The organism is Paenibacillus sp. FSL R5-0378 (assembly GCF_038009285.1).
GTDB lineage: Bacteria > Bacillota > Bacilli > Paenibacillales > Paenibacillaceae > Paenibacillus_AQ > Paenibacillus_AQ favisporus.
The window spans coordinates 214642-239580 of the sequence record NZ_JBBPAY010000002.1 but is presented as its reverse complement, the minus strand read 5'-3'; the positions used below and the strand labels follow the sequence as shown (position 1 = coordinate 239580).

Here is a 24939-nt window from a genome sequence, read left to right as displayed (position 1 = left end):
TTTTTCATTAGTAATTGTAAAGGTCATTAATTATTAAACATCTGTTATGTAGTCTCCAAAGCAGAGGCAATTTGCTGAGTAATCCATTCCTTTACCATACATAGTCTGGCATTAAATGCACGGGCAAACAGGCCTGTTTTTTGGTGTTGGAAGAAATGGCTTTTCTTTAAATTAATGAGAGCCTCTTCATAGCTTTGAAAGTTCAAGTCTTCAAACAGAAGTTGATCCATACATTCCTTGATGTACCCCTCGTTGCTCCAACAGTTTAGCGGCGCATGTGCGAATTCCCAGGGACGAAACCGACCGGGGTATATAGCCTCCATCACTTTATAAGGAGATTTATCAAACGACTCCAAAATGCCGACCAATCTGTTTTGTTTGAAAAATTCAGTATTTATATGCTTAGGAATGTTATCAAGTGGGATTTTTTTAATTTCCTCAATAACATATTTCACAGCTTGGATGGCTCTTTGCTGTCCTTTTTCGCCTCTCCAATATCCTCTGGACACTTGCTTGAAGTCCCAAGAATAGAACTGATTGGGGTAAGTGAGCTCAATGAGCTCGGTAAAACTTAATCCTTGAGTAGCAACCGGCGCCTTTAATCGATATTGCCAAAGGGTTTCAGCATTGATCCGATTAGGGATATCTTGTACGGAAATGTTCAGATAAATTTCAATGACATAACGGGTTAACCAAAGTAGACGTTTCTTTCCCATCGCACCAACGAAATAATGATTAGGAAAACGACGTCGTTTTCCTTGCAAAATTTCTCGGTACATAATACACACTTCTTGATTGGTTAGGTTTACGGTATCCATTGGCTAAAAAGTCCTTACTTTTTAGGTTTTTATGAATTATTACCATATGTCTCACATAGCATACGATCAGTTAAGATCAATTTTGGTAATTCATTATAAATTTTAGACTCATCTTTATGCTATAATATCCAAAAATGGGGAATGTAACTGGGGGAGTCGTAGTGAATACAACTGGCATTACTCGAAAGGTGGATGAGCTTGGTCGGATTGTTCTCCCGATTGAACTGCGCCGTGTGATGGATTTGATTGAGGGAGAAGCAGTTGAGGTCTTTGTTGATGACGACGACAAGCAGATTATGCTCCGTAAATACAGGACACAGGAGTGTATTTACTGCCAATCGGTAGAGGATTTAACATACTTTCGGGAACGGTTTGTATGTTCTTCCTGTTTGAAAGAGTTTAAAACTCTATATGAATCGGGGCTGTTAGTATCCCCACGAGAATCTGCTACTTTGGAATCGAAGCATTATATATTACCAAAAGGTCAAGCAAATCTGAGGAAAAGAATGAAAAGGGAAGAGACTTGGGAGCTTCTAGTTAATGTGATGAATTCTTATCCTGAGGCATCTCAGGCCCAATGGGCAAGATTAATTGGCATTCAGCAAAGTCGGGTGAGTCAATTAATCCGGTTAATGAAAAAGGAGGGACGATTAATCAAATAGGCATATGGATTGGAGCAGCTGGCCAAAACGGGGAGCTGCTCTTTAATTATATAGTTAACTTTGCTGTGCCATGTGAGACTTATTGAAGGCTTAGTTTGCCCTGTTTAGGAAACCCTTGTGTCTAGCGTCAGAGAGAATTTTTAAGAGAGTTTGCAGCTCGTCATTAGGAATAGCTCTTTCCTTATATTTATTAATTTGCTCATTTAATTCCCCAATTTCTTTTTGCTGATGTTCAACCTTCTGCTCCAGTTCTTTAATATAGTTAAACACATCAACTAATGGACTTTTTATACCATCCACTTGATCATGCATTTGGACTATACTCGATGTAATCTTGCGATTTTTTTTGTATTTTTTCAGTTGTTCTTCATTGTTTTTCTGACTGTGCTATTCCACCGAAACCCACAAGCAGCTGCAGTTCGGTTAAGCTTCTCAGCCGCTTCCTCAAATGCAATGAGTTGCGTCTTTCCATTTTGAATACAGTTCAATACGGTTTCAGCTAAGATATTATCATCTTTTGTGGACCAATTAATTTTGCGTGCCATTAAATTACCACCTCAAATATATTTGTTTCCAATGTTGTAGAAGTTTAATCGTGATTAAGAGCACAACCAGGGATTGATCCGCAGTTTATTAAGAGTGAATTACTTTTTCGTGAATAGATTGGTCTTCAGTAAAGCGAATATCTAAGCACTTATTGATCCATACTATGGAAAAATTCAAACTCAAATCGTGGTGACATATGGAACAAAACCAAGCAAATAACAGGCATTCTGATTACATACAGTTGGACAGTAGCTCGACTAATATTCTGTCCCATATTAATCCTTGGATTATAGTCTGGTGGTCGGCAGCTTTTCCTGGGGCAGGCCATCTGCTGCTTGGTATCAAGCTAACCGCATATATTTTGATTGTATTTGAGCTCATAGTTAATAACATGGCTAATATTAATGATGCGATTTTTCTGAGTATGATTGGGGATTTTCATGGAGCGAAGGAAGTACTTGAAAAGAAGTGGTTCTTTGGTTACATGGGCATTTTTGTCTTTTCGATGTATGACGGCTACCGGAGGACTGTGGAGTTAAACAAGATTTATTTGTTATCTTACCGAACGATGAATAGTGGAGCGACTTCTAAAATATCAAGTTGGGGTCGGAACTTCGTTGATCTATCCAGTCCAGGCTTGAGCTTATTTTGGTCCTTTATTACCCCTGGCACGGGTGCTGTCTTGGTAACACGTATCCCAGCTTTTATCTTTGCACTCAGCTGGTGGGGAGTGACGGTTATCAATTCACATTGGTTTGAAGGCATTTATTACACTGCGATCGGCGACTTTGAACACGCTAAAGTTATTCTGGAACCACAGTGGCTGCTCTTTATCCCCTCCATTATCCTTTTCTCAATGTATTACGGATACCACGACACGATTAAAGAAAACAAGGCCTTTAAGATTTCTCAGGCTAAGTTTTTTAAAGAAAACTATCAATCCCCTGTCTTTAAAAAGCCTATATAGGAGGCAATTTATGTATATCGTTGCAGCCTACAGTCACTCTCTACACGCAGAATTAGTTGTTTCAGAAATCGAGAGGTTTGGGATTTCCCCGGACAATATATTGGCCATTCCTTTGGATCGTAAGGATGAACAATTAATGCTTATTGATACGATGCATTATTCGGATGGGCACAGCCTGGTTGATTTGGCAATGGTATTAGGGACCGTCTTTATGCTCTTGGGATCTATCTATGGATTTGTGCTTCCTCTGGGGCCCATCATTTGGGGGCTTATTGGGCTGGTTGCAGGAGGAGGCTTAGGGTATGTCCTCAAATGGGTTTGGCTAAAACGAAAAGGATATGCTTTGGGAGGAACCAAAGGGCAAGCTGAGTTGTTCATCATGATTCGCTGCGATGATTCTCAAGAAAGTGGATTGGAGGATATTTGTTGGCATCACCATGCTTTGGGTATTGGAAAGTTAAAGACGTAGGGGGATCCAACATTGTCATACCAAGATGTAGAGGATGTTCAACAAATTCTAGAGCAGATCAGTGTGAAGGCATGGTTGGCATATTCGTTGGGGAGTTGGCAGTGGTGGACGCTTCTTGTAGCGAGTATTGTTCCTTGGCTCATCTGGTGGAGGTTTGTTGATAAAGATCGGGGTAGAGAGCTACTTACGTATGGTGTTGTTTTTAGCTTAATGGCTCTTATTTTGGACAACCTAGGAACATTCTTTAACTTTTGGGGGTATAACATTAAACTGCTCCCCCTAACTGTAAACTTTTTTTCCGGGAATTGTTCGGTATTCCCAGTGGTTTTTATGTTTATGTGTCAGTTATGCAAGAGCTGGAAGACTTTTGTGATTTCTTCTGTTATCATAGCTGCCGTCTTTTCGTACATATGCGAGCCCCTTTTTATCGTTTTTAACATGTATAGATATTCAAAGCCCTGGAGCCACACATATAGTTTCATTAGGTTTGTTCTCGTTTTCTCATTGGTTCGATGGACTGTGAGGAGGATTCATAAGCATTTGAGATAAAAGTAATATGTCAAATAAGCAATTTATAAAGAAATCACAAAAAAAACTCACGTACTTTTAACATTGCAGTAACGCGTCACCTCAGTAATGAAGAGTCGGCAGCAAAAACATATGGCCACCCCCTATCAGAGTAGTTTTTTGAGGTTGTATGTTAGTTCTCATTGTCCATTTGTGGCGTAATCTTGATGATGGGATAAACAGAGCTATGATCGGCTGATGCTTAGGTATGAGCCCGTATCCGTAATTTTGTCTGTATTTTCACCTTAAACAATAGAGTTTAGAAAAAAGCGATAATACTATTAACAAACTTTGAGTAGGGGATGAGATTGTGATCAAAAAATGGTTATTGATCTATAAAAGTGGTTGTTGGGTTATAGCTGTAATTGCTGCATATATCTTTGCGATTACAGGTAGGCTGGAGTTTATCTGTCTGTCTATAATTAATATGTTAGGTGCGGTTATAATTTCACATGCTATAGCTGATAACTCCAATAACAAGTGACTTATTCAGTTGTAATACCACCCCCAGCCGATTAGAAAATTCAGCGGACATGGAATGTCGGCTTGTTTGTTATGTCAATAGATATTATTTAAGTGAATCCTTTTAGGTATCGGAAAAATATACGTATACCTTACCTCACCACCGATCATCGGTAGCGGCACTTTCCTTTCATTGCCGCCCTCCAGGAGTGCTTCCCCAACATGTGATGCTGCTCGAGTTTAACCCTGATCGTCCGATGTTTCTGGGTGTTATTTGTGATGAGGATATTTGTAATATTTTCACAAGCGGCACAACGACATATCCCAGGACGTTTAGTTGAAGATTGTCCCTTATGTATTATAATGTCACTTATTAAGTAATTGAAGTGAAGTATTAATTATATAACGTTTTGCTTGAGCCTTCTGAGCTACGTGGGGCTCATTGAAAAAGAGCGGGTCAATAGCAAGTAGTAGAAACGTCTTTTTAATAGACTCACAAGCCAGTTCTTCATTACCTAACAGGTACATAGAAATTTGGTAACAGTAATTCTCATAAAACCGTAATATTTCAGCCTTTTCGCGTGCATTCAAAACTTTATTCCTGCTTTCTACATCTAAGTTGCTAGTATGAACTGTTGTTGACTTAATCTGTATTGATTCTCAGATAATTATAGCTAATAACTGATTGTAAGAAGGTCATTAATAATTGGGAAATGAGGGCCTATTAACCAGTGAAATAGAGGTTACATATTAATAGATTATCACCTGATATCTGTACAGTGAAAGATGACGATTAGTGGATTGAGTCGAATTAGTGACGGATTATAACCTCAAAGGGGATCTATTAGGCTGAGGGATTACGCAGCTAAGGAAGAGAACGATAACCCCCAAATATTATATTCGTTAATTGTTGGTCAATTCTATTTTGTTGGAGTGTTCTTGTTGTAAATTTGAGCAGTATCCTACAGGAATTATCTGATCCTCAAAACTTTTAAAACCACTAACAAAGACTATTTCCGGTGAAGATGAATGATTTTCATTGCATCTAATGCAGAAATACATACAATTCCTCCTTATAGGCACAATCTCTTTGTAAGTATTTATTGTTTTTAAGTATAGCAAAAAGGGCTACTGTTCGAAAATATTTTCTAATATTCCCCTACTAGTATAACTTCCCGCTGAACGGGATTTAGGTCTGTAGAAAAGCACAAATATGGGCCAATGCCGTGTTGAAAATCGAATATTCCCCGTATGCTGTTGTTATACCCAAAAGATCCCGGAAAAAGCATACACTGGCTTAGATAAATTACCTGCTACTTCCGAAGGGGGAGGAAACATGTCATTTCGACGGAAGCGAATAAGAATATTAAATTTGGCTACAGTCAGGTTAAAAAGAGCAAACCGTTTTTTAAAACGAGTGGAACCGGAACTAGAACGCGCTGAAGATGAAATTATTACCGCCATAATAATGCTAAATAATTCCTTTGGGAACAGGGGTTCCAGAAAAAATGCATCCCAAAAAACAAGGGAAGGCTGGTAATGAATAGACAAGAGCGGCTGAGAAGAAGGAGTGTAGGAAAAGTAAGTTCGGCAATAAGGCAGTTACAAAAAGCCAGAGGCTTTGTAAAGCAAAAAAAATCAATTCGTGCAAAGAAGGAAGTTGGAGAGTCTCTGTTTTATCTTTTTGAAACTTTAAGATCTATCAACAAACTCAAAAAGGAAACTAAAGAATTAAACATATTTAATGGGGTGACCGGATTCAGCTATGTAACGGGAGCTACTGGAGTCACAGGAGTAACCGGAGCCAAAGGGGCAACTGGGGAGAATAGCGACACTGGAGCAATTGGGTCAACTGGAACAGGAGAAAATGGAGTAACCGGAGCCACTGGGGAAACTGGAGCCACCGGTGCGACAGGAACGACAGGGTTAACAGGAGCAACAGGAGCAACTGGGGAGACTGGAGCCACCGGAGCAACCGGAGTCACTGGGGTAACAGGGGTTACCGGAGTAACCGGAGGCACCTGGTCTACTGGTGAAACAGGAGCCACCGGAGCCACCGGAGCAACAGGAACGACAGGAGTCACTGGGGTCACTGGGGTCAATGGAGTGACCGGAGGAACGGGAACGACAGGAGCAATCGGAGCGACTGGAGTCACTGGAGTGACCGGAGCAACAGGAACGACTGGAGTCACCGGGTCAACAGGAGCAACAGGGTCAACAGGAGCCACAGGAGCAAGTGGGGAAACAGGAGCGACTGGAGTCACTGGAATAACTGGAGTGACCGGAGGAACGGGAACGAAGGGAGCAACAGGAGCGACAGGAGTCACTGGAGTCACTGGAGTGACCGGAGGAACGGGAACGATAGGAGAAACAGGAGCCACCGGATCAACAGGAACGACAGGAGCCACCGGATCAACAGGAACGACAGGAGCCACCGGTGCGACAGGAGCCACCGGTGCGACAGGAGTCACTGGAGTGACCGGAGGAACGGGAACGACGGGAGCAACAGGAGCTACTGGAGCCACCGGAGCGACCGGAGCCTTAGGAGCAACGGGAGTCACTGGGCCAACCGGAGCAACAGGGTCAACCGGAGTCACTGGAGCAACTGGAACAACAGGAACGACTGGAGCCACAGGGGAAACAGGAGCGACAGGAGTCACTGGAGTGACCGGAGGAACGGGAACGACGGGAGCAACAGGAGCTACTGGAGCCACCGGAGCGACCGGAGCCTTAGGAGCAACGGGAGTCACTGGGCCAACCGGAGCAACAGGGTCAACCGGAATCACAGGAGCAACTGGAACAACAGGAACGACTGGAGCCACAGGGGAAACAGGCGCGACAGGAGTCACTGGAGCAACTGGAGTCACTGGAGTGACCGGAGCAACAGGAACGACTGGAGCCACAGGGGAAACAGGGGCGACAGGAGTCACTGGGGTGACCGGAGTCACAGGGGCCACCGGAGCAACAGGAACGACTGGAGTCACTGGAGCCACAGGGGAAACAGGAGCTACAGGAGTCACAGGGGCAACCGGAGCAACAGGAACGACAGGAGCCACCGGTGCGACAGGAGTCACTGGGTCAACAGGAGCAACAGGGTCAACTGGAGTCACTGGGTCAACCGGAGCAACAGGGTCAACAGGAGTCACAGGGTCAACCGGAGCAACAGGGTCAACTGGAGTCACAGGGTCAACCGGAGTCACAGGAGCAACAGGAACAACAGGAGCAACCGGAGCAACTGGGGAAACAGGAGCGACTGGAGTCACTGGGTCAACAGGAACAACAGGGTCAACAGGAGCAACAGGAGCAACTGGAGTCACAGGAGCGACCGGATCTACCGGGGCAACGGGACCTTCACAACAGTTTCAGGTATCGCAGAATACACCAAATACGACAGGAAGTTCAGCGATCGCGATAAGTGCTGCCGCAACTACCTTAAAAACAATTACAATTACAGGTGTTTCATCTGGAGCAAGGATTTGGCTAACAGGAATAGTCGGGTGGCAGTCTACCGCTGGTAACACCGTACTTCAATTACAAATTCTTCGAGGAGCTACTATTATTTTCAGCATTAATCAGCATGCAACAGCAACCAACATATTTGGAGCCATTAGTGCTGACCACGTAGACTTGACACCAGGGACCGGTAATGTAACGTATTCGTTAGTTGCAACAACTACGGTCGGAACAGCAAATGCTGTTGGGGCAATAACTCTCACAGGGGCATTATTAACTTCTTAGGAGAAAAGTCTTCCCCTGGTGGAGCAGACGTTACCTCCTTATTTTGGTTTTTTATAATGATGAAGATTTACACTCACACGCACATTCATTGTTGAATATCTTGAAGCGAGGTGAGTCATTTGATTTCCATCAGTCTCTGTATGATTGTAAAAAATGAGGAGGATTGTATTGCTCGTTGCTTAGCCTGTGTGCAGGACATCGTTGACGAAATAATAATTGTAGACACGGGTTCGAGTGACCATACTGAAAAAATCGCCCGCATGTACACAGATCAGATCTTCCACTTTGAATGGAAAAATGACTTTGGCATCCGCCCGCAATTTTGCTTTCAGCCTCGCTAAAAAGGACTTTATCCTATGGTTGGATGCAGACGATGTTCTAAAGGAAGAGGATCGTAAAAAGTTAACTGTATTAAAAGAAAATATGGATTTAACTGTGGATTCCATTACGATGGATTATCATTTGGCATTCGATGAGTTTGGGAACGTGACCTCATCTGTTAGACGTAATCGTCTGGTAAAGAGAGAGAACAACTTTTTATGGAAGGGCGCCGTTCACGAATACCTCGAAGTATGGGGAAACATTGTTAACAGTGACATAGCGGTAACCCATAGCAGCTTACGTCATGACAGCGAAAGAAATCTAAGGATCTACCAAGAACGTTTGCTACACGGGGAAGAATTCTCTCCTCGAGATTTATATTATTTTGCCAATGAACTTGTGGACCACCAAATGTATGAACAGGCGATTTATTATTATGAAAAGTTTCTTTCAACTGAGAAAGGTTGGGTCGAAGACAATATTGCGTCTTGTGGGAAGTTAGCGGATTGCTACCATGCTCTGGGTAATCATGAACTTGAATTTAAATCATCATTACGTTCGCTCCAATACGACAGCCCTCGTGCCGAATATTGCTGTCGGATCGGATATTATTTCTTACAGCAAGAGGAAATCCGGGCAGCTATTTTCTGGTATTCGCTAGCTACCCAACTGGAAAGGCCAAAAGACAACTGGGGTTTTTTTAATCCCGTATGTTCAACGTGGCTGCCCCACCTCCAGCTCTGCGTTTGTTACGATAAGATCGGAGACTACAAAGCCGCCTACCACCATAATGAGATTGCCCGTAGCTATCGGCCTGCAGATTCTAAAGTTTTACGAAATAAAAAGTATTTGGAATCCGTTTTAGGCGTGGATGAAGAGGTGAACACTTGCGATGACCGTCAAAAATAAACCTAAAAAGCGGGTGCTTATCGGAAGTCCCGTTCATCAAAAACCGGCCGTTCTCCGAGAGTTTTTAATTTCCTTGCAAAACTTAAGACATCATCATCTAGAATTCGGATACTTTTTTATTGACGATAACCTGGAAGAACTGGCTAGCGCCATGCTTAGAGACTTTGCTAAGCATGTAGGTAATGTTACGCTCGAGACATCTAGGCAAGAGGACATGTATGTTCGTAATGAAGTCACGCATCATTGGAATGAGGATTTGATTTGGAAAGTTGCAGAATTTAAAAATGTTATGTTGCGACGGGCTTTAAATGAAAAATATGATTATTTGTTTTTAGTCGATTCTGATGTGCTGCTGCATCCCCGGACGGTAGAGCAGCTAGTCTCCTCAGGTAAAGATATCGTATCCGAGATTTTTTGGACTTCTTGGCAGCCGAATGCTGCTCCGCTGCCTCAAGTTTGGCTTTGCGATGAGTATACGCTCTGGAAACAACAACGAGGTGAGGAGTTAGACAAGGAAGAAATTGCTCACCGGACTGCTCAATTTATAGCGATGTTGAAACTTCCAGGGTTGTATGAAGTAGGAGGACTAGGAGCCTGTACGCTGATTAGCCGTTACGCAATGCTTGCAGGGGTCAATTTTGAACCCATTAAAAACCTTTCTTTTTGGGGTGAGGATCGCCATTTCTGTGTTCGGGCTGCCGCGATTGGGATACCGTTATACGTGGATACCTACGTTCCTGCTTATCATATATACAGGGAGTCGGACTTGGATGGTGCGGAACGTTTTAATCAAATGAGTAGAGTCGAAATCACTACATTAGAAACGGAATTTATCCCTCATTGCACGGATAAAGAAACAGGCCTCTTGGCTACAGAAGCACAAGACACCAAATTGACACTTACGATGGTTGTGAAGAATGAGGGAAATCGCTATTTAAAGCGAGTCCTAATGGAACATCGCAAATATATCGATGAGGCCGTAATAATCGATGACGGGAGCACGGATCATACAGTGAGCATTTGCCTCGAGGCGCTTCAAGGGATACCTATTCGTTTGATAAAAAATAAAACCTCGAAATTTAATAACGAAATTGATTTGCGAAAGCAGCAATGGGAGGAGACATTACAAACCAATCCTGATTGGATTTTAAATCTCGATGCAGATGAAATGTTTGAAATTCGTTTTGCCACTGAAGTGGAAAATCTGATAAGGGATACCGATGTCGACGTTTACTGCTTTCGTTTATACGATTTTTGGAACGATACTCAATACAGGGAGGATCAATATTGGCGTTCTCACTTAACGTATAGGCCATTTCTTATTAGATACCGCGAGGATTTTAAATATAAATGGAAAGAGACTCCACAGCACTGCGGGAGGTTTCCGGATAATATATTTGAGCTTCCCCACCGTTTGAACGATCTCCGTTTGAAGCACTTCGGTTGGGCCAAACCTGAACACCGACTCGATAAGTATAGAAGATACTTGCTGCTTGATCCAGATGCCAAATATGGTTGGAAGGAGCAGTATCAATCGATTTTGGATGAAACTCCGAACCTGATTCCGTGGGTTGAATCATGAATAGGGATCCCGCCGATACCACATTGTTCAAGCCTACTAAATTTTCAAGTTCAAGACTAGGTTGAATCCTATTTGCTACCTCCGCTGCCCTAGATCGACTTGTAGTTTATTTTATCTTTTTTGGATTACTAATTCTTATGGAAGCAACATCTCCACAGTCTAAACAAACGGTATAAACTTTTCTCAGAACCAATAGCCATTTTTTTATTAAGCGGTATGAGATTCACAAAATCGGTAGCTTGGATAAATGAGCTGCCGTTACATACTTTACATATGGGTTTTTGCTCGGTCACTAAGCATTGCCTCCTATCAAAATTATCTTATATGAACAATATCTAAATTTGGTTGTAGAAATCAAGATTTATATCACTTTAATTGGCTCGCTTTTATGACAATCTGTTTTATAAACATAAAACATACAATGCCAGACACCTGTTTAATCATTTTTTTAACACTATTATACTGAAAAATATTCTTGTTAAATGAACAATAAAACTGAATAGTTTTTGTGTGGTAGTTTTAGTTTTATGATGGTCAGTTGCTAGTAAGAATATAAAGCCTGAAGATCATATGTGGAGAAATGGAATTTCCCTACTCGCTCACTTGTAACCTCATATTGCTGCATCCGACCTTTCCCCCCACACATGCTCGATGGACAAAATGGCGTAATATCCGTCTTCATTTCCCTCTTTTAATGTACTTCCACTGGGTAGTTATATTTGGAACATAACATTTCCGAGTTTCTCATTAAGTCATTAATCCGCCTTTGGTCTCGGTCAGCTGTAATAGTACGCCTGTCTTCTTTTTAGGAATCCAGCTTTTATAGGGGATTCAGATAACCGAGAGTTTTCGGTAATGCAGTTCAGCTTATAGGTTATAAAGTGAAGGTAAACCTTGTTTTAGTTACCTAGCTTAGTAAGAGAACCTCAGCTCTTTCCCTACGTAGGGGCCGAACACGAGCAACACCATGACCGTGGCCAGCAGTACCATGATGGCAGTGAATGCGACACTGGACAGGGCTTTGTCAAATACTTTTTTATTGCTGGATATAAACGAGAGAAGGACCAGCAGCATGAACGATTCCCCAAAAAATGAAGCGGGCGGCAGTGATGCCCTGAAAATCTGCTGCCAGCTTGAATCGCCGAAGACCGGCAGGATTTGAAGCAGTTTTGTGTTCGTGGCATTCAGCAGGAAGCTGAGGATCATCATAATGATGGTCACGGGTCCGGCCATTTCGCAAAATCGTCCGATACCGGTAATCCCACTGATGCCAGTCAGATAAATGGCCAAATTCAGCATCATAACCATAAGAACCCAGCTCGGGGTCCGGTCCAAGATGGTTAAATGGATAAAATCCGCAAAGGAGCGGAGCACATTCCCGGATAATAAGAGCCATGCCACAAAATATGGGAGGGTGATGATTCTTCCGATCCAGCCGCCAAACAGCTTTCGGTTAAATTGCCTCAAAGTTTCACCAGGATGGAGAAGGCTGACATGCGTGACCAAATACGTATGACAAACCGATTAAACGGATTTCCAGGCATCCTGCTTGGCCGTTTCGATGGTAGGCGACACTCTTAACCAGACAGCCATGATGATTTCTACGGTGCTTATAGTCCAAAATATTTGCGATCCGGTCAGCTTCATAGCTTCTCCTCCTTTCGGGGATATGGCTCCCCTGGTTTCTGGTGGTCTACAGTGAAGAATTGGTTTGACCCGGGTCCCTGTACCGAAGATGGACCGCTACGGTGATCGGCAGTTCGGGAAAGGTTTCATGCCAATGTGGCTTGAGTGTTTTCCATATCCTTGGGTGCTGCCTGCACGATGACAATAGTACTGCAGCCTGTCCAATAACCAAAGCCCTTACGATGCTGACGAGTGGACCGATTTGCTGGGGTAACCGAATCCCCGCTTCCCTGTAATCCCTCAAACATAAATTCCATAATAAATACTTCGATGACCGTTGGTAATGGAGCCTGTTCCCTGAGGGATGTGATGCTCAGCATCAGCTTTGGGGAAACCATTTCCGGATGATAGGTAGTCAGCTCAATGTATACCGAAGGGAACGTAAGGGCAAACAAGGGCAAATAATTAAGCGGATCCATCGGTTCAAAGTTACATACATAAACCGCTCGTAATAATCGTCGGGTGCCTGCAGGCCGTCCCAGAAAGTCATCGGTACGATCAGGTTGATCGGTGATCCATTAACCAAAACCGCTACCCGTCCCTCCATCAATCCTGCCGAAACGACATCGGGCCGCTCGGTGCTTTGCATTTGTGGAAAAGGAGAAAAGTGAGTGTCCTCAATGGATTCCTCGATGTACCCCGATTCCAACACGCCTTGAAGATCGATCTGCTCGACCCTTGAGCGAATCTCGTCCAGCATTGATGTGGAAGCAATGCCCTCGATATAGGCAAGAACGACCTCGGTTTGGGTCAGCTTGCCGACTTTCAGGTTTGGTGTGACAATAATTCGGCGGATCAAGGTTGTGGTTGTCCGCAGAGTTTCGGTGAAGCTCTCCCGTTATCCCCGAATCGCTGCTTCCATAGAAGGTTCTTCAACGGTCTCTTATCAAATCCGGTCACATCCGCAAGAGTAACAGAATCCTCCCCGTTTGCCAAAAAGGCTACTTTACTACCTTGTAATATCAGATCTGCCACATCGTGAAACGTGTAAACCTTCTTAGTTTGGAGAACTGCAAGCATTTCCATATGATCCCATGCGATAGAACGAAAGAGATTGAGGATAAAGGATACTGACTGGGGAGGATTAACGCTGAGAATGAAGAAGACATGGGCAGTGATTGTCGCAGTAAGAATCGGTGTCGGCTTTGTTTGGCCGGTGTGAATTGCAACCTTTCTGGCCGGAGTAGCGGCAGGAGAATTATGGTCTGTATTGCCGGTTATCTTATGGCCTATCCACTCAAAGATACCTTCAGGTTCTGCAGTAATGGCGCAGTCAGCGATGCTGGACAAATCCTATGGCTGCCCAAGATATATTCCGGAACCCTCTTCATCTTGGGTTTGTTTTTACTGTCATAGGTTCGCTTATTATTTATGTCCTTCTTAAGCGTTCCGCGGCTATGAGATTCGGATGCCCGTGAAGGCCCATTATTTGCTGCTGTCAGCATCTGCTTCCAAGGCTTAGCACTGCAAACGAATTAGCTAGATGCTGGCTTATTTCGTTACGATTGGCACAATGCAAGGACAAAAGCTTCGCAGAAGATACCCAAAAAGCGGAGCTCAGCTCCAGATAAACAGAGGAGGGAGAATAAAATACCTCCGTTATTTTCCAATATACGTTGCAGGGATAAATTAAAAAAGCGGAGAGAAACCCTTTGCACAACAAAGCGCCTCAAAAATTGATCACACTGGTATTGCCTGTAGAAGCAGCAACTAGCGAAAATGTGGTGGCTAACGAATCTACCGATTTAGCCCATTACCGGCTGTTGCCACTTTCAAGTTATATATTTAAAACTAAACTGTGAGGCTTACGAGATGAGAAAAAATAAATTTCAATTAAAAAAAGAGGCTACCTATGAAAGCTTATGACAGCCGGATTGGAAGTTTTTTGTGAGAAAGGATTTTCAAGCACCACGATTGATGATATCTCCAGCAAGGCCGGATATACCAGAGGCGCTTTTTACGTTCAGTTTGAAAGTAAAGAGGATTTTTCTCGCAAATTAATCGATTATCGTCGCGAAATGAGAGCGGATACCCATGAACATTTGGAACGATTGTTTGACTCCGGAGCGCGATTGCAGGAAGCTGTATCTTACTTGGCAGAGGAATTAGTGGCGTATATTACAAAGTCCCCGAATGGATCTTTGTCTATATCGACTACTTTATGCAAAAGGAGGATAAGGAGTTTGTCCGAAAAATTTTTAAGTCTTATTATGAAAGCTGGACTGCGGGACGAAAGGAAACTTGGATTGGCTATACCGTAAAGGACTAATTCCTCTAGAAGCGCATAAGCAAATTTTTGCAATTTTGGATGGTTACATTACCCACCATAATCTATACGGTGAAGCGTTGGATGGTGCAAAACTGGCCGCTGCCATGGTGAAGCTTCTACGTTGAAGCCGGCTTGATGGGACAAACTTATAGGACAGTGCATCTCAAATTCCTAAATAAATACATACATGTATGCATATTTATATTATGATTCAATATTCGGAAGCTATCTCGATGCTCTTCGATAAAAATAGAACCCTTTTTTAAGATAACAGAAGGAGTCAGCTTCCTGATACCACAAAAATGACTTCCGCTAAACGCGGTCTGTTTTCTGTGAAAGTTCGTCGATAGACGTTTTTCTTATCAAAGGACTCCACCAAATGACTAATCTGATTCTCGTGGATTGATGCTGTTACGTAGTGAAGGTAGTGATTTTCAAAATAAGGAGTGGGGAGTTATTCTATGGATGACTGGAAAAAATGTGATACTAAGATTTCGTCTAAAAGTAATATCGGGAAGATAGAACTGGATATAAAAGATGTGCTGGTGCAATGTGGAATACCTTCGAGAGGGTGGAAAGAGTATCTTGAAAAACACAAAATGAGGTACTTGAACTTGGAAGGAGTGGTTATAAAAAATTTTGGGGATGAAATTTAGGTCTAAGACCAGCTGTCACTTGCAATACATAATTAAATGATCTTCTTATCTGCTCAAAAGGTTGATATAAAACCGACCTTTTACTTACCATCTTTCTTTTTGAGCATATTAACAAAACTATATGAAAAAAATGCCCGCCGCCTTGCCGATTTGGTAAAGCAGCGAACGCCGCAATCCCCTCCAATTCAAGGCTGTGGAAGACCGATAGAATCCTTACTTCTCCCGTTTGCTGTAGGGGTCCGGAATCATTGATTTGTTTCGCTGCGAGCCGTCTTCAGTAGGACAAGATCTAGAGTCCTGGAAACTCAGAGAGAGCGGGAAACCAAGGCTCAGTTCAATCACGCCCGGTGTAGAAAACATGAAGCTGATCGTGGTCAGAAATATGATGCAAGACAGTGCTGCGCCGAGAGCCGCCAGCCTTGTGGAAACGAAACGGCCTAGCGAGAGAAGACCGATGAGAATCTCGAAAATGCAGGAGAGAAGAGAACGCATGGACTGGCATCACATCGTAAAAGCCAACTCAGAGGCGGCTGTTGCTGACAAGTCGCACGATCCCGTTTACCTCGTAATCCGTAAATTTCATTCATCTAATCCAAATGTAAACAATCGCCAAAGCGATGAACAGGCAATTGATTCCGAATGTAAAATTTTTGACTAAAAGCTTGGGCCAACTTGGACATTACTTTTCCTCCTTATGCCATCGTTAAGCGGTCATTCCCGGTAAAAGCAACTTTGGACCTCCACCACGGAATCCGGACAAAAGAGTGTACATTTACGTAAGCAGATCACTGAGTCAGTCCTGTCATAGGTTTAACCGGAAACAATATGCATCCGTAATATTAAAGGAGGGATTCGTATGTACGGTGGTGAGAAAAAATCTTGGCCACAAAGAGTAACGATCATTGCTGGTGAGTGCCTGTTTCTTATATTTGTATACTGGTTTTTATTTATAAATGGAAATAAGGCCTATTTGCCCGTGGGCAACGTGCAGCGAAACTTGATATTATTTGTTTGTTGTTTAGTTACTTTTTTTCGAATGAGCTGGATGACGATTTATTTGTTGAGAAGGGGGATATCCTGGAGCGAAGTAGGAGGTGTTTTACTTGCTTTCGCTGTATACTATATTGGTTTCCCAGTGTTAGGAAGTATTCATGATGATCCGCTGGATGGAGTGGATGGAATCGCCCTATTTCTCTTTTTCACTGGTTCTCTGATCAATTCTTTATCTGAATGGTTACGAGACAGGTGGAAGAAGAAGGAACATAATCAAGGAAAACTTTATACAGGAGGCTTGTTCAGATATGCAATTCATATCAATTATTTTGGTGATGTGATCTGGGTCTGCGGTTTTGCGATGCTCACGAGAAATATATGGTCCGGTTTGGTACCAATTCTTCTGTTGTTGATGTTTGTTTTTCAGAATATTCCTATTCATGACCAATACTTGAGAAAAAAATACGGTTTGGCCTTTGAGGTCTATGAGAAGAAGACAAAAAAATTGATTCCGTTTATATATTAATAAATGTAAGACGACAAGAACTACAGCCAAAATGCGTAGCTGCGACTTTTTGTGTTTTCACGATATATATTCTTGTCAAAACCAGACGATAAGATCATATATCATTAGTCGATAAGGATTCTCACCCGCTTCATTGTATCATAAGTTGAACATTGAACTGATAGAAAGAAACGATAGTTGAATAAACATGAAGAAGCTGCCAGTGCTGATCGGCAGCTTCGTTAAGCTATTCTAGCTAATAGCTTGTCAATATTTAATTCTTAATGGTTAAAGTCAAAGGTGCTATACTTAAAAGAAAGCATAACAAATAACCGTCCCACAGGATTTGGGAAGGTTTTCCTCAGAAGGTGAGCCTTTCTTGTTTAGCTCAGTCGAAATGCTTCTTTTTTGGTTAGAATCGCATAAACCCAATGGATCAGCTTGTTTACACAGGCAATTACGGCCACTTTAAACGGTTTGCCTTCAGCACGCTTTTTCTCGTAATAAGCTCGGAGCTTTTGGTTGCGAGAGCTACGCAGACCACAGCGTACGGCTTGGTATAAGGCCGTTCGGAGTCTTCTGGAACCGCGTTTAGTAATCGTGTTTCGGGTCGCTGTAAACTTGCCGGAAGAGAACACGCTTGGATCGATACCGGCAAATGCAACCAGCTTTTTTGCATGATCAAATCGATCGATTTCCCCGATTTCAGCCAGAATTGTTGCAGCAATTTTGGTGCCAATGCCAGGTATCGATTGGATCAAATCATATTCCTGTAATTCTTCAGCTAGAGCATCTATCGACTGGTCAAGGTTGGCTAGATGCTCCTGGTACTGAAGAAGTAGGTTAATAAGCAACTCCAGTGAGATAAGATGGCTTGGAAAAGCTGTCTCCTTGAAAGGATTGCGCTCCGCGGCAGCCATTAGTTTCTGGGCACGTTCAAGCGCCCAAGTGGAAGAACGCCCAGCAAGGCACTGGATCGTTGCCGTGATATCTTTCAGGGATCTGACCAACACTGATTGAGACGTAGAGTGAAGAGTCAGAAAACGAAGTGACACCTTCGAATACAGGTCACCAAACACACCATGATATTCCGGAAAGACCTGATCAAGAACCGCCTGAAACTGTAGCTTCGCTTGCACATACATATCCGTTAAAGACTCATGCTGCCGTGTCAGATAGCGCAAATTCATCAGATATTGGCCGCGCTTTTTATAAGGTTCCAACTCTTCTTTGTAAAACAATTCCCCCAGTTGGTACGCGTCAGCAATATCCGTTTTCACCTTACGTAAGTTGGTTTTTTTGGCCTGATGTGAAATCAATGGATTAATAACGATGTACAAGTACTGATGCTCATCTAGAAACTGAACGACAGGGCTATGGTAATGCCCGGTTGCTTCTAACACGACGGCAGGACGCAGACCTGTAAAGAACTCAAGCTCCTGTGCGTATCGCAGAAAAGACATTAGCCCCTCGAGATCATGCCCAAAACGGAAGATTTTGCCGTGAGGCATTCCTCGATTTGAAAAAGCTTGTGCATGACTTTCTCCTTTGGAAATATCCAACCCGATGACGGGATTCATTCAATCACTCCTAGTCTATATTCGCCGGCAGCCCCTAACCTTCTTGTCGTCCATATTATCGCATGTGATTCGGGGTCAAAGCCCCAACTAGCCTAATCATGGTTTAACAAGTAGGGGGGATGAACAGAATAGCTTTCGGGATCTGAGTCCCACGGGCAGAAACGTTCGATCCCCGGCTACCTCAATCTTATGACCACACAAAAATGAGGTCGACCAGTAAGTTCTGGTCACCTCATAATACGAACGGGCAGGATAGCATGAAGATAAATCATTATTATAGCTCATTTTACCCATATCTTGTAAAATTGTGATTAACAATAAAGGGAAGTAGTGGGGAGTTGTTATTGGTGGAATCAATTATTTCACATGCTCTTTTATTTTTAGCTAACCAAGGCTTCGATTGGTATGTTTGTGGCGGAGGCGCAATTGATGCGTTTCTTGGTAAGCAAACAAGGATTCATAAAGACTTGGATATTGCAGTGTTTTGGGAAGATAGAAATTCTGTCATTACTTTAATGTTAGCTGAGGGCTGGAGGGTATTTGAAGCCTGTGGTGGGGGTATAATCCACGAATTATTCGAAGTGCAACAAAGCCCTGAAAAACGAAATCTATTTTGTTTTACATTAAATGAGAATCGTTGTAAATTAGAACCAATTGGGGATGATAGGTATCGCTTTGGTTTTGAAAAGAAGGAGCAAAAGGATTTTACCTACATAGAATTTCTTTTCAACCAGAGGGGTGACGAATACTTTTACTTGCCAGGAAATGCAAACCTTAAAAGAAAACTAAATAAGGCTTTATTAAAATCAAATGGAGTACCTCACTTAGCTCCAGAAGTTGTTTTGTTTTATAAATCAAGATACCTAGAATACAGTCCTGATACACTTGATCATTATCAAGATTTCGAGGTTTCTTTGCCGTTTCTTGATGACGAGCAAAAACAATGGCTAGGCCAATCCCTCAAAAAGGAATACGTTAATGGGCACGAATGGCTTAAAAGACTGTAGCAATTTATTAAGCTTACGGGGAACGATAGCTTAATAAAACCAAAGAGACGGCAGCTAGTGGAGTGGCTGCCGTTTTCTCAATAAACGGGCAGGAAAGCATCATATCAGGTATAAGAATATTGTTGTGTGAATGTTGCGAATATCAGGAAGGTAGGGGGAAGCAATCATGAGTGAAGAGGTTGATGCAGCTGTAATAAATAATATCGTTTGGTGTGGAATCGTATGTGAGACGCACGGTATTACTGCAACTTCAAGAAAACATATTTGGAGGACAACATCGAAATCTCCGCCGTATTACCCGGACATGATTACATCAAGCAGGTATGTAACTGTTGATGAGGTAATTGACATCATTGATAATAAAGAAATAACCGGCATCAAAGATAGTTTTGCTAATCTTGATTTGTCGCCTTTTGATTTTGAAATGTTATTTACAGCAGACTGGATTTATCATGCACCGGTGGTTAACTTGGAGTCCATTCAACCGGGATGGTGCCATGTCACAACAGAAAATGAGTTAGCAGATTGGACTTCCGCCATTGGGTTAGAAAATGTGATTAAACCTGAACTTTTAGACCGACGTGATGTGAAAATTTATTTAAATAAGAAAAAGGATGAAGTGTCAGGATTTATCGCTAATCTAGGCGCAAATGTCATAGGGATATCCAACGTATTTTCGAGTGCTAACATCGGGAATACGTGGTCTGATATTCATAATATAGTCCCATTAGATTTTCCAGGGTTACCCATGGTGGGATACGAAAGTGGTACTGATCTTACCGCAGCACTTAAATCGGGATGGACAACTGTAGGACCGCTTCGTGTATGGGTGAGATCGAATGACTGATTGAGCTAACGGGAAACGATAGCTGAATAAACGACCAGGAAGAAGCTGCCGATGCTGTTAGGCAGCTTCATTACGTGAACGGGCAGGTTAAGTGAGGAATGGTTGCGGATATTAAGTAAAATTGAGTTATTATCGGTAGAGGTGATTCTATTGAAAGTTGAACATAGAGAGTACGCAGAAAAAGTTTTAACTCATTTATTTATTGGAAGTCAATTGGATGGTGTTAAGTTCGGTCTAAGTCCCGCTGCGCTTTTAATACGCTTTGAACACTACGAGGACAATTCTCCGGATCAACTTTGGCTTAATATTGAGTCGAAATGGGATCTATACCCCAAACACACCAATGACTTTCCTGATTCTGATGGCGAAATGAGGGAGCTTTCAGAAGAAGATCAGTATAAAATGATTTTTGAATTACGCAGAGAGAAAGTGACAAATATAAAGCTTGGAAAGCTTGTCCCTCACCTATATATTAAGTTTGAGTCAGGGCAGACGCTTTTTGTTAATGGGCACCATGAAAAATATGAGTGCTGGCAAGCAGGAGATGGCTCAGAATACTCTGGAAATAAGTGGCTTGTAGTTGCTACTCCTGGAGATGGAATCTCCACGTGGGCACCCGAGTCATTCAACTAACGGGAAACGATAGTTGAATAAACGGACATTTGAAGAAGCTGCCAGCGCAGATCGGCAGTTTTATTAAGCTAACGAGCAGTATAGTTTAAGATTGTTCGCGGTGAACCGTATCATAAGTAGGGCTAACTTCAGGGTATTTATTTTTTTATCTCAATGCTATCATGCAAACATGACGTTAACGTCATATTATATCTTTAAAGGAGGGTTCATCATGAACCGCATGCGCATTGGAGATTTGACAGAACGAGCAGGGGTAACCAAGCGCACGGTTCGCTATTACGAGAGCATTGGATTGCTTCCATCTGGCGAGCGCGAAGGTAATGGTCATCATTACTACACGGAAGAAACGGTTGCTCGTCTGCATATGATCGATCAGTTGAAAAAGATTGGCCTAAGTTTGGAGGAAATTCGGGACGTAATAGAGCTTTATTTTACGGATACGAGCGGGGTGCTGCCGAAACGGAAGGTCCTCGGCATACTGCGCGAGCATCTGGCCGACACGGACCAGAAGCTTGAAGCGCTCGGGCAGTTCCGCAGCGATTTGCAGTCACATATAGAACGTTTCGAGCGATGGCTCGAGGCCAATGATAGCGATTAATTTTTTCCCTAAACATTACGTTAACGTAATGTTTAGAATCCTAAGGAGGTTAAATTCATGAGAGAAAACATTGGATTTATCGGACTCGGACTGCTTGGTATGCCAGTCGCTGCCAATCTGCTCCAAGCAGGATATGCATTGACCGTATACAACCGCACCCCAGAAAAAGCGGAGCCGCTCGTGGCCCAAGGTGCACTGCAGGCAGTCCGTCCAGCTGACACCGTGACAACCGTTGGCATCGTCGTCACCTTGGTTTGGGACGATGATGCATTGGAAGACGTCGTCAAAAGCGAAGATTTCCTAGAAGGCCTGGGCATAGGCGGTATTCATGTATCAATGAGTACGGTGTCGCCGGATACGGGCAGAAAGCTGTCGGAGCTGCACGCGCGGCACGGTTCCGTCTATGTTGAGGCGCCTATCTTTGGACGGCCGGAGGCAGCCGCTGCCAGGCAATTGTGGACTCCAATAGCGGGTCCCAAGGAAGCAAAGGAACGGGTGCGGCCGCTGCTGGAAGCGATGGGAGCTAAAGGGATCTTTGACTTTGGCGAGGAAGCCGGTTCGGCTGTACTCGTCAAACTAATCGGTAACTTCCTGATTGTCTCCGCCGCACGTTCACTGGAAGAAGCACTAGGAATAGCTGAGAGCGGCGGAGTTGATCCCAAAGCAGCGGTCAATATGCTTACCAGCACACTGTTTACCGCCCCAATTTATCAAAGCTATGGAAAAATGATTGCCGAGAAGTCAACCATATCGTGTCAGCCTCTTGCTGTTGGCGGCGCGATGCGAACAATTCCCGGCTCCGCTTGCCAGCCTTCTGCTTGATATGCTGGAGAACGGTGATCGGACCAGAACATAAGGCAACGGTCGATGTTATTCGTACGCTTGTATAACCGGCCTGCTCTCAATCCATGACGCTGAACGTAGTATTTAAAAAGCAAATGAAATAGGTTACAAAGCGGGCTCCATTAACTGAGGGGGCTTGCTTTAAGTTTTGGACGATTTTAGTCGAGGCTTGGGCTACGTTTATAGGGTGGTTAAGGTACAGGTGGCCTTGATGCATCGTTGTTTATCTGTCATTGATTTAGAGCCGAGATATACAAAATAGTATCCTCTCAGTTGTTTTTTTAAAATTACTTGCTGTTACAGACACCACGGAGAACCGTATCACAAGTAAGGTGAACCATATGAGATTTCACTACCAGGGTTGGCATTGCAAACCTGAAATTTCTGAATGAACTACGCGTAGGTTAGCCTAACATAGATTTGAATATCTGGTTACCAATACAGGAATTATGATCACAGGTGTACAACCTTCCTAATGGACATTTGTATATAGCACTGCTATAATAGGCGTATGAACACATATGACAAAATATTAGCAGCTGCTCTTAAGGTACTCGAAGAGGAGGGCGGAGCCCAATTTTCGACGCGAGCCGTAACTGCGATCGCACAGGTTACGGCTCCTACGCTCTACCATCATTTCGGCAGTGCCGATGGACTCCTGAGTGCAGCTATAGTGGAAGCGTTCAAACAGTTGTTTAAAAGCAAGATTGCCGCTGTGGAGTCCACCATTCCAGAGATGGCTCTTCGTCAAGGATGGGATGACTATGTCCGCTTCGCGGCAGCCCGTCCTCGGATTTATGCGGCGATGATGGGGCGGTTGCTCGAGGGAGCCCATATCGAGGCGGCAGATCAGTCGTACCAAGCATTGGTGCAAAATGTTCAGAGAGTCGCCGACGAAGGTAAACTGGCAGTGTCAGTCCAGGCGGCGGCAGATCTGGTCTGGGCTTCTGCGAATACGGCCTCTTGGCTGTATGTGACGGCCCAGGTTCGTAAGACACCCCCACCCCAGCCAGACGTCGTTGATCTCATTCGGGAAAGCGTAATGCAGATCATTTTGATCCAAAGGCCGGAAGCCGATTCAAAATGAGGAATTCGATGACAGAGCCTGGCGACCCCAGGCAAAGCCCTAATTTAGAGACGCATAAAAAAAGATCGCCTATCCAACCTGGACCTCCAGGAGGATGGCGATCTTTTTTTATGTTTGGAGGATGCGAGCATTCGTTCTCTTGGATTCCTGTTGTGTGACAGGTGAAGGGCACGCCGAGTGCATCACGCAGTGCCCGTCAAAGTAATGTTCAGACCACAGAACAACACTTCAAAAAAATATAGCACCGCTATAGACAGCTTCGTATAGCGGTGCTATAATACCCGTATAACAGTGCTATACCGTGATCCACATTTTATCAAACCTAGGAGGTTACTATGCCATCTAAAACTCAAGAGCTGGTCGTCGTCACAGGTACGTCCAGCGGCATCGGCAGGGCTACTGCGGAGCAGCTCGCCGCTGAAGGATTTCATGTTTTGGCGGGGGTTCGTCGTCAGGAAGACGCCGACAAAATCAAACGCAAAAATATCGAACCGGTGATCGTCGATGTTACCAATATCAACACCCTAAAGGCGCTGGCCGAACGGGTGGAGCAAGATCCGCTTGGTCGCTCTTTGCGGGCCGTGGTCAACAATGCCGGCATCGCCGTTAATGCCCCTCTCGAGATGGTTCCGCTGGATGAATTTCGCCGCCAGATCGAAGTCAGCGTGATCGGACAGGTCGCGGTTATTCAGACGCTTACCCCGGCCTTGCTGAACAGCGGCGGGCGCGTGGTCAATATCGGTTCGCTTGGGGGCAAGGTTTCCATGCCCGGGTTCGGAATTTATTCGGCTGCTAAGTATGCTATGGAAGCGATCAATGACAGTCTCCGCAGGGAGATGTCCTCGTTTGGCCTCAAGGTCATCATGATCACTCCGGGTGGCGTCAGTACGGGTCTGTCGGAGCAAGGGATTACGACAGCGGAGCGGCTGGCCAAATTGATGACGCCGGATCAGCACCGGCGCCATGATCGTCTTTTTGATGCCGTGAAGGCTCAGGCTGAAACGTGGGCAACGGACGGCATCCGCCCCGAGAAAGTGGCGGCGGTGGTTTCACGAGCCATCCACGTAAGTAAGCCGCGCACCCGCTATACGGTCGGTCGCGATTCCGCGCTGCTGACCCGACTAGTCCGAATTCTCCCGGACAAACTCCTCGATCGGATGCTCCGCAGCCAGATGAAGCTGCAGTAACGGATAT

At 43.8% G+C, this 24939-nt stretch carries 28 protein-coding genes and 1 pseudogene; 19 read left to right on the top strand and 10 right to left on the bottom strand.

Features of this window, described 5'->3' with window-relative positions:
* Positions 1 to 44: 44 nt before the first annotated feature.
* The gene (locus MKY74_RS34615) at positions 45 to 818 is read right to left on the bottom strand and encodes a DUF4046 domain-containing protein (RefSeq protein ID WP_076177026.1); all 774 of its coding nucleotides are present in this window, start codon (positions 816 to 818) and stop codon (positions 45 to 47) included.
* 161 nt (positions 819 to 979) lie between these two features.
* On the opposite strand from MKY74_RS34615, the gene MKY74_RS34610 reads away from it, so the two are divergent.
* The gene (locus MKY74_RS34610; RefSeq protein ID WP_084204327.1) at positions 980 to 1480 is read left to right on the top strand and encodes an AbrB/MazE/SpoVT family DNA-binding domain-containing protein; all 501 of its coding nucleotides are present in this window, start codon (positions 980 to 982) and stop codon (positions 1478 to 1480) included.
* A gap of 90 nt (positions 1481 to 1570) precedes the next feature.
* On the opposite strand, the gene MKY74_RS34605 is transcribed toward MKY74_RS34610, so the two are convergent.
* Positions 1571 to 1792: a hypothetical protein gene (locus MKY74_RS34605; protein WP_076177028.1), complete on the bottom strand. Its 222-nt coding sequence runs from the start codon at positions 1790 to 1792 to the stop codon at positions 1571 to 1573.
* 44 nt (positions 1793 to 1836) lie between these two features.
* Positions 1837 to 2025, bottom strand: a complete 189-nt coding sequence (locus MKY74_RS34600; protein ID WP_076177029.1) for a hypothetical protein — start codon at positions 2023 to 2025, stop codon at positions 1837 to 1839.
* A 197-nt stretch (positions 2026 to 2222) separates the two neighbouring features.
* Between MKY74_RS34600 and MKY74_RS34595 the strand changes: the two genes are divergently transcribed.
* The 7 genes and pseudogenes from MKY74_RS34595 to MKY74_RS34570 all read left to right on the top strand — a co-directional run bounded on the left by MKY74_RS34595 (position 2223) and on the right by MKY74_RS34570 (position 11041).
* Positions 2223 to 2993 (top strand): hypothetical protein, encoded by a 771-nt coding sequence (locus MKY74_RS34595; protein WP_076177030.1) that lies wholly within the window; start codon positions 2223 to 2225, stop codon positions 2991 to 2993.
* A gap of 10 nt (positions 2994 to 3003) precedes the next feature.
* Entirely contained in the window at positions 3004 to 3462 is a 459-nt protein-coding gene (locus MKY74_RS34590; protein ID WP_076177031.1) for a hypothetical protein, read from the top strand.
* A gap of 63 nt (positions 3463 to 3525) precedes the next feature.
* A complete protein-coding gene (locus MKY74_RS35815; protein ID WP_432206632.1) occupies positions 3526 to 4011 on the top strand; it encodes a CBO0543 family protein in 486 nt (161 codons plus the stop codon).
* Positions 4012 to 4339: 328 nt separating this feature from the next.
* Complete coding sequence (locus MKY74_RS34585; RefSeq protein WP_167372963.1) at positions 4340 to 4513, top strand: hypothetical protein; 174 nt, start codon at positions 4340 to 4342, stop codon at positions 4511 to 4513.
* Positions 4514 to 6240: 1727 nt separating this feature from the next.
* Complete coding sequence (locus MKY74_RS34580) at positions 6241 to 8229, top strand: hypothetical protein (protein WP_445671816.1); 1989 nt, start codon at positions 6241 to 6243, stop codon at positions 8227 to 8229.
* A 119-nt stretch (positions 8230 to 8348) separates the two neighbouring features.
* Positions 8349 to 9459 (top strand): annotated as a pseudogene (locus tag MKY74_RS34575) (glycosyltransferase).
* Positions 9443 to 11041 carry a glycosyltransferase gene (locus MKY74_RS34570; protein ID WP_076177035.1) on the top strand — a complete coding sequence of 533 codons (1599 nt, stop codon included), beginning with the start codon at positions 9443 to 9445 and terminating at the stop codon, positions 11039 to 11041. The pseudogene MKY74_RS34575 and the gene MKY74_RS34570 overlap by 17 nt, the downstream one beginning before the upstream one ends.
* A gap of 912 nt (positions 11042 to 11953) precedes the next feature.
* Here the strand turns inward: MKY74_RS34570 and MKY74_RS34565 are convergent.
* The 5 genes from MKY74_RS34565 to MKY74_RS34550 all read right to left on the bottom strand — a co-directional run bounded on the left by MKY74_RS34565 (position 11954) and on the right by MKY74_RS34550 (position 14017).
* Positions 11954 to 12547: a GerAB/ArcD/ProY family transporter gene (locus MKY74_RS34565; RefSeq protein WP_076177036.1), complete on the bottom strand. Its 594-nt coding sequence runs from the start codon at positions 12545 to 12547 to the stop codon at positions 11954 to 11956.
* 18 nt (positions 12548 to 12565) lie between these two features.
* Entirely contained in the window at positions 12566 to 12688 is a 123-nt protein-coding gene (locus MKY74_RS34560; RefSeq protein ID WP_279628535.1) for a hypothetical protein, read from the bottom strand.
* 46 nt (positions 12689 to 12734) lie between these two features.
* Entirely contained in the window at positions 12735 to 12971 is a 237-nt protein-coding gene (locus MKY74_RS35810; protein ID WP_076177037.1) for a spore germination protein, read from the bottom strand.
* Between the two features lie 111 nt (positions 12972 to 13082).
* On the bottom strand, positions 13083 to 13526 hold the full coding sequence (locus MKY74_RS34555) for a spore germination protein (RefSeq protein WP_076177039.1): 444 nt from the start codon (positions 13524 to 13526) through the stop codon (positions 13083 to 13085).
* Entirely contained in the window at positions 13523 to 14017 is a 495-nt protein-coding gene (locus tag MKY74_RS34550) for a hypothetical protein (protein ID WP_076177040.1), read from the bottom strand. Before MKY74_RS34550 ends, MKY74_RS34555 begins: the two co-directional genes overlap by 4 nt.
* A 572-nt stretch (positions 14018 to 14589) precedes the next feature.
* Between MKY74_RS34550 and MKY74_RS35805 the strand changes: the two genes are divergently transcribed.
* Together MKY74_RS35805 and MKY74_RS34545 are read left to right on the top strand one after the other, a co-directional pair.
* On the top strand, positions 14590 to 14988 hold the full coding sequence (locus tag MKY74_RS35805; protein ID WP_076177041.1) for a TetR family transcriptional regulator: 399 nt from the start codon (positions 14590 to 14592) through the stop codon (positions 14986 to 14988).
* 469 nt (positions 14989 to 15457) lie between these two features.
* The gene (locus tag MKY74_RS34545; RefSeq protein ID WP_076177042.1) at positions 15458 to 15652 is read left to right on the top strand and encodes a hypothetical protein; all 195 of its coding nucleotides are present in this window, start codon (positions 15458 to 15460) and stop codon (positions 15650 to 15652) included.
* A gap of 213 nt (positions 15653 to 15865) precedes the next feature.
* Here MKY74_RS34545 and MKY74_RS35800 read toward each other — a convergent pair whose 3' ends face one another.
* The gene (locus tag MKY74_RS35800) at positions 15866 to 16069 is read right to left on the bottom strand and encodes a hypothetical protein (protein WP_445671815.1); all 204 of its coding nucleotides are present in this window, start codon (positions 16067 to 16069) and stop codon (positions 15866 to 15868) included.
* Here MKY74_RS35800 and MKY74_RS34540 point away from each other — a divergent pair.
* Together MKY74_RS34540 and MKY74_RS34535 are read left to right on the top strand one after the other, a co-directional pair.
* Positions 16011 to 16310 carry a hypothetical protein gene (locus MKY74_RS34540; RefSeq protein ID WP_244169478.1) on the top strand — a complete coding sequence of 100 codons (300 nt, stop codon included), beginning with the start codon at positions 16011 to 16013 and terminating at the stop codon, positions 16308 to 16310. The two genes, MKY74_RS35800 and MKY74_RS34540, sit on opposite strands and share 59 nt — an antisense overlap.
* A gap of 198 nt (positions 16311 to 16508) precedes the next feature.
* A complete protein-coding gene (locus MKY74_RS34535) occupies positions 16509 to 17171 on the top strand; it encodes a DUF1295 domain-containing protein (RefSeq protein WP_076177044.1) in 663 nt (220 codons plus the stop codon).
* Positions 17172 to 17533: 362 nt separating this feature from the next.
* On the opposite strand, the gene MKY74_RS34530 is transcribed toward MKY74_RS34535, so the two are convergent.
* Positions 17534 to 18730, bottom strand: a complete 1197-nt coding sequence (locus MKY74_RS34530; RefSeq protein WP_076177140.1) for an IS110 family transposase — start codon at positions 18728 to 18730, stop codon at positions 17534 to 17536.
* Between the two features lie 347 nt (positions 18731 to 19077).
* Between MKY74_RS34530 and MKY74_RS34525 the strand changes: the two genes are divergently transcribed.
* The 7 genes from MKY74_RS34525 (at position 19078) to MKY74_RS34495 (ending at position 24932) form a co-directional block, all read left to right on the top strand.
* Positions 19078 to 19737, top strand: coding sequence for a nucleotidyltransferase domain-containing protein (locus MKY74_RS34525; protein ID WP_076177125.1), 660 nt, complete (start codon positions 19078 to 19080; stop codon positions 19735 to 19737).
* A 166-nt stretch (positions 19738 to 19903) separates the two neighbouring features.
* Positions 19904 to 20584 (top strand): hypothetical protein, encoded by a 681-nt coding sequence (locus tag MKY74_RS34520; RefSeq protein WP_076177126.1) that lies wholly within the window; start codon positions 19904 to 19906, stop codon positions 20582 to 20584.
* 150 nt (positions 20585 to 20734) lie between these two features.
* Positions 20735 to 21217: a hypothetical protein gene (locus tag MKY74_RS34515; RefSeq protein WP_076177127.1), complete on the top strand. Its 483-nt coding sequence runs from the start codon at positions 20735 to 20737 to the stop codon at positions 21215 to 21217.
* Positions 21218 to 21428: 211 nt separating this feature from the next.
* The gene (locus MKY74_RS34510; RefSeq protein WP_076177128.1) at positions 21429 to 21815 is read left to right on the top strand and encodes a MerR family transcriptional regulator; all 387 of its coding nucleotides are present in this window, start codon (positions 21429 to 21431) and stop codon (positions 21813 to 21815) included.
* A gap of 57 nt (positions 21816 to 21872) precedes the next feature.
* Positions 21873 to 22637 (top strand): NAD(P)-dependent oxidoreductase, encoded by a 765-nt coding sequence (locus tag MKY74_RS34505; RefSeq protein ID WP_244169485.1) that lies wholly within the window; start codon positions 21873 to 21875, stop codon positions 22635 to 22637.
* A gap of 532 nt (positions 22638 to 23169) precedes the next feature.
* The gene (locus tag MKY74_RS34500) at positions 23170 to 23745 is read left to right on the top strand and encodes a TetR/AcrR family transcriptional regulator (protein ID WP_341014116.1); all 576 of its coding nucleotides are present in this window, start codon (positions 23170 to 23172) and stop codon (positions 23743 to 23745) included.
* 335 nt (positions 23746 to 24080) lie between these two features.
* Positions 24081 to 24932 (top strand): SDR family NAD(P)-dependent oxidoreductase, encoded by an 852-nt coding sequence (locus MKY74_RS34495; RefSeq protein WP_341014114.1) that lies wholly within the window; start codon positions 24081 to 24083, stop codon positions 24930 to 24932.
* The last annotated feature ends 7 nt before the right edge of the window (positions 24933 to 24939 follow it).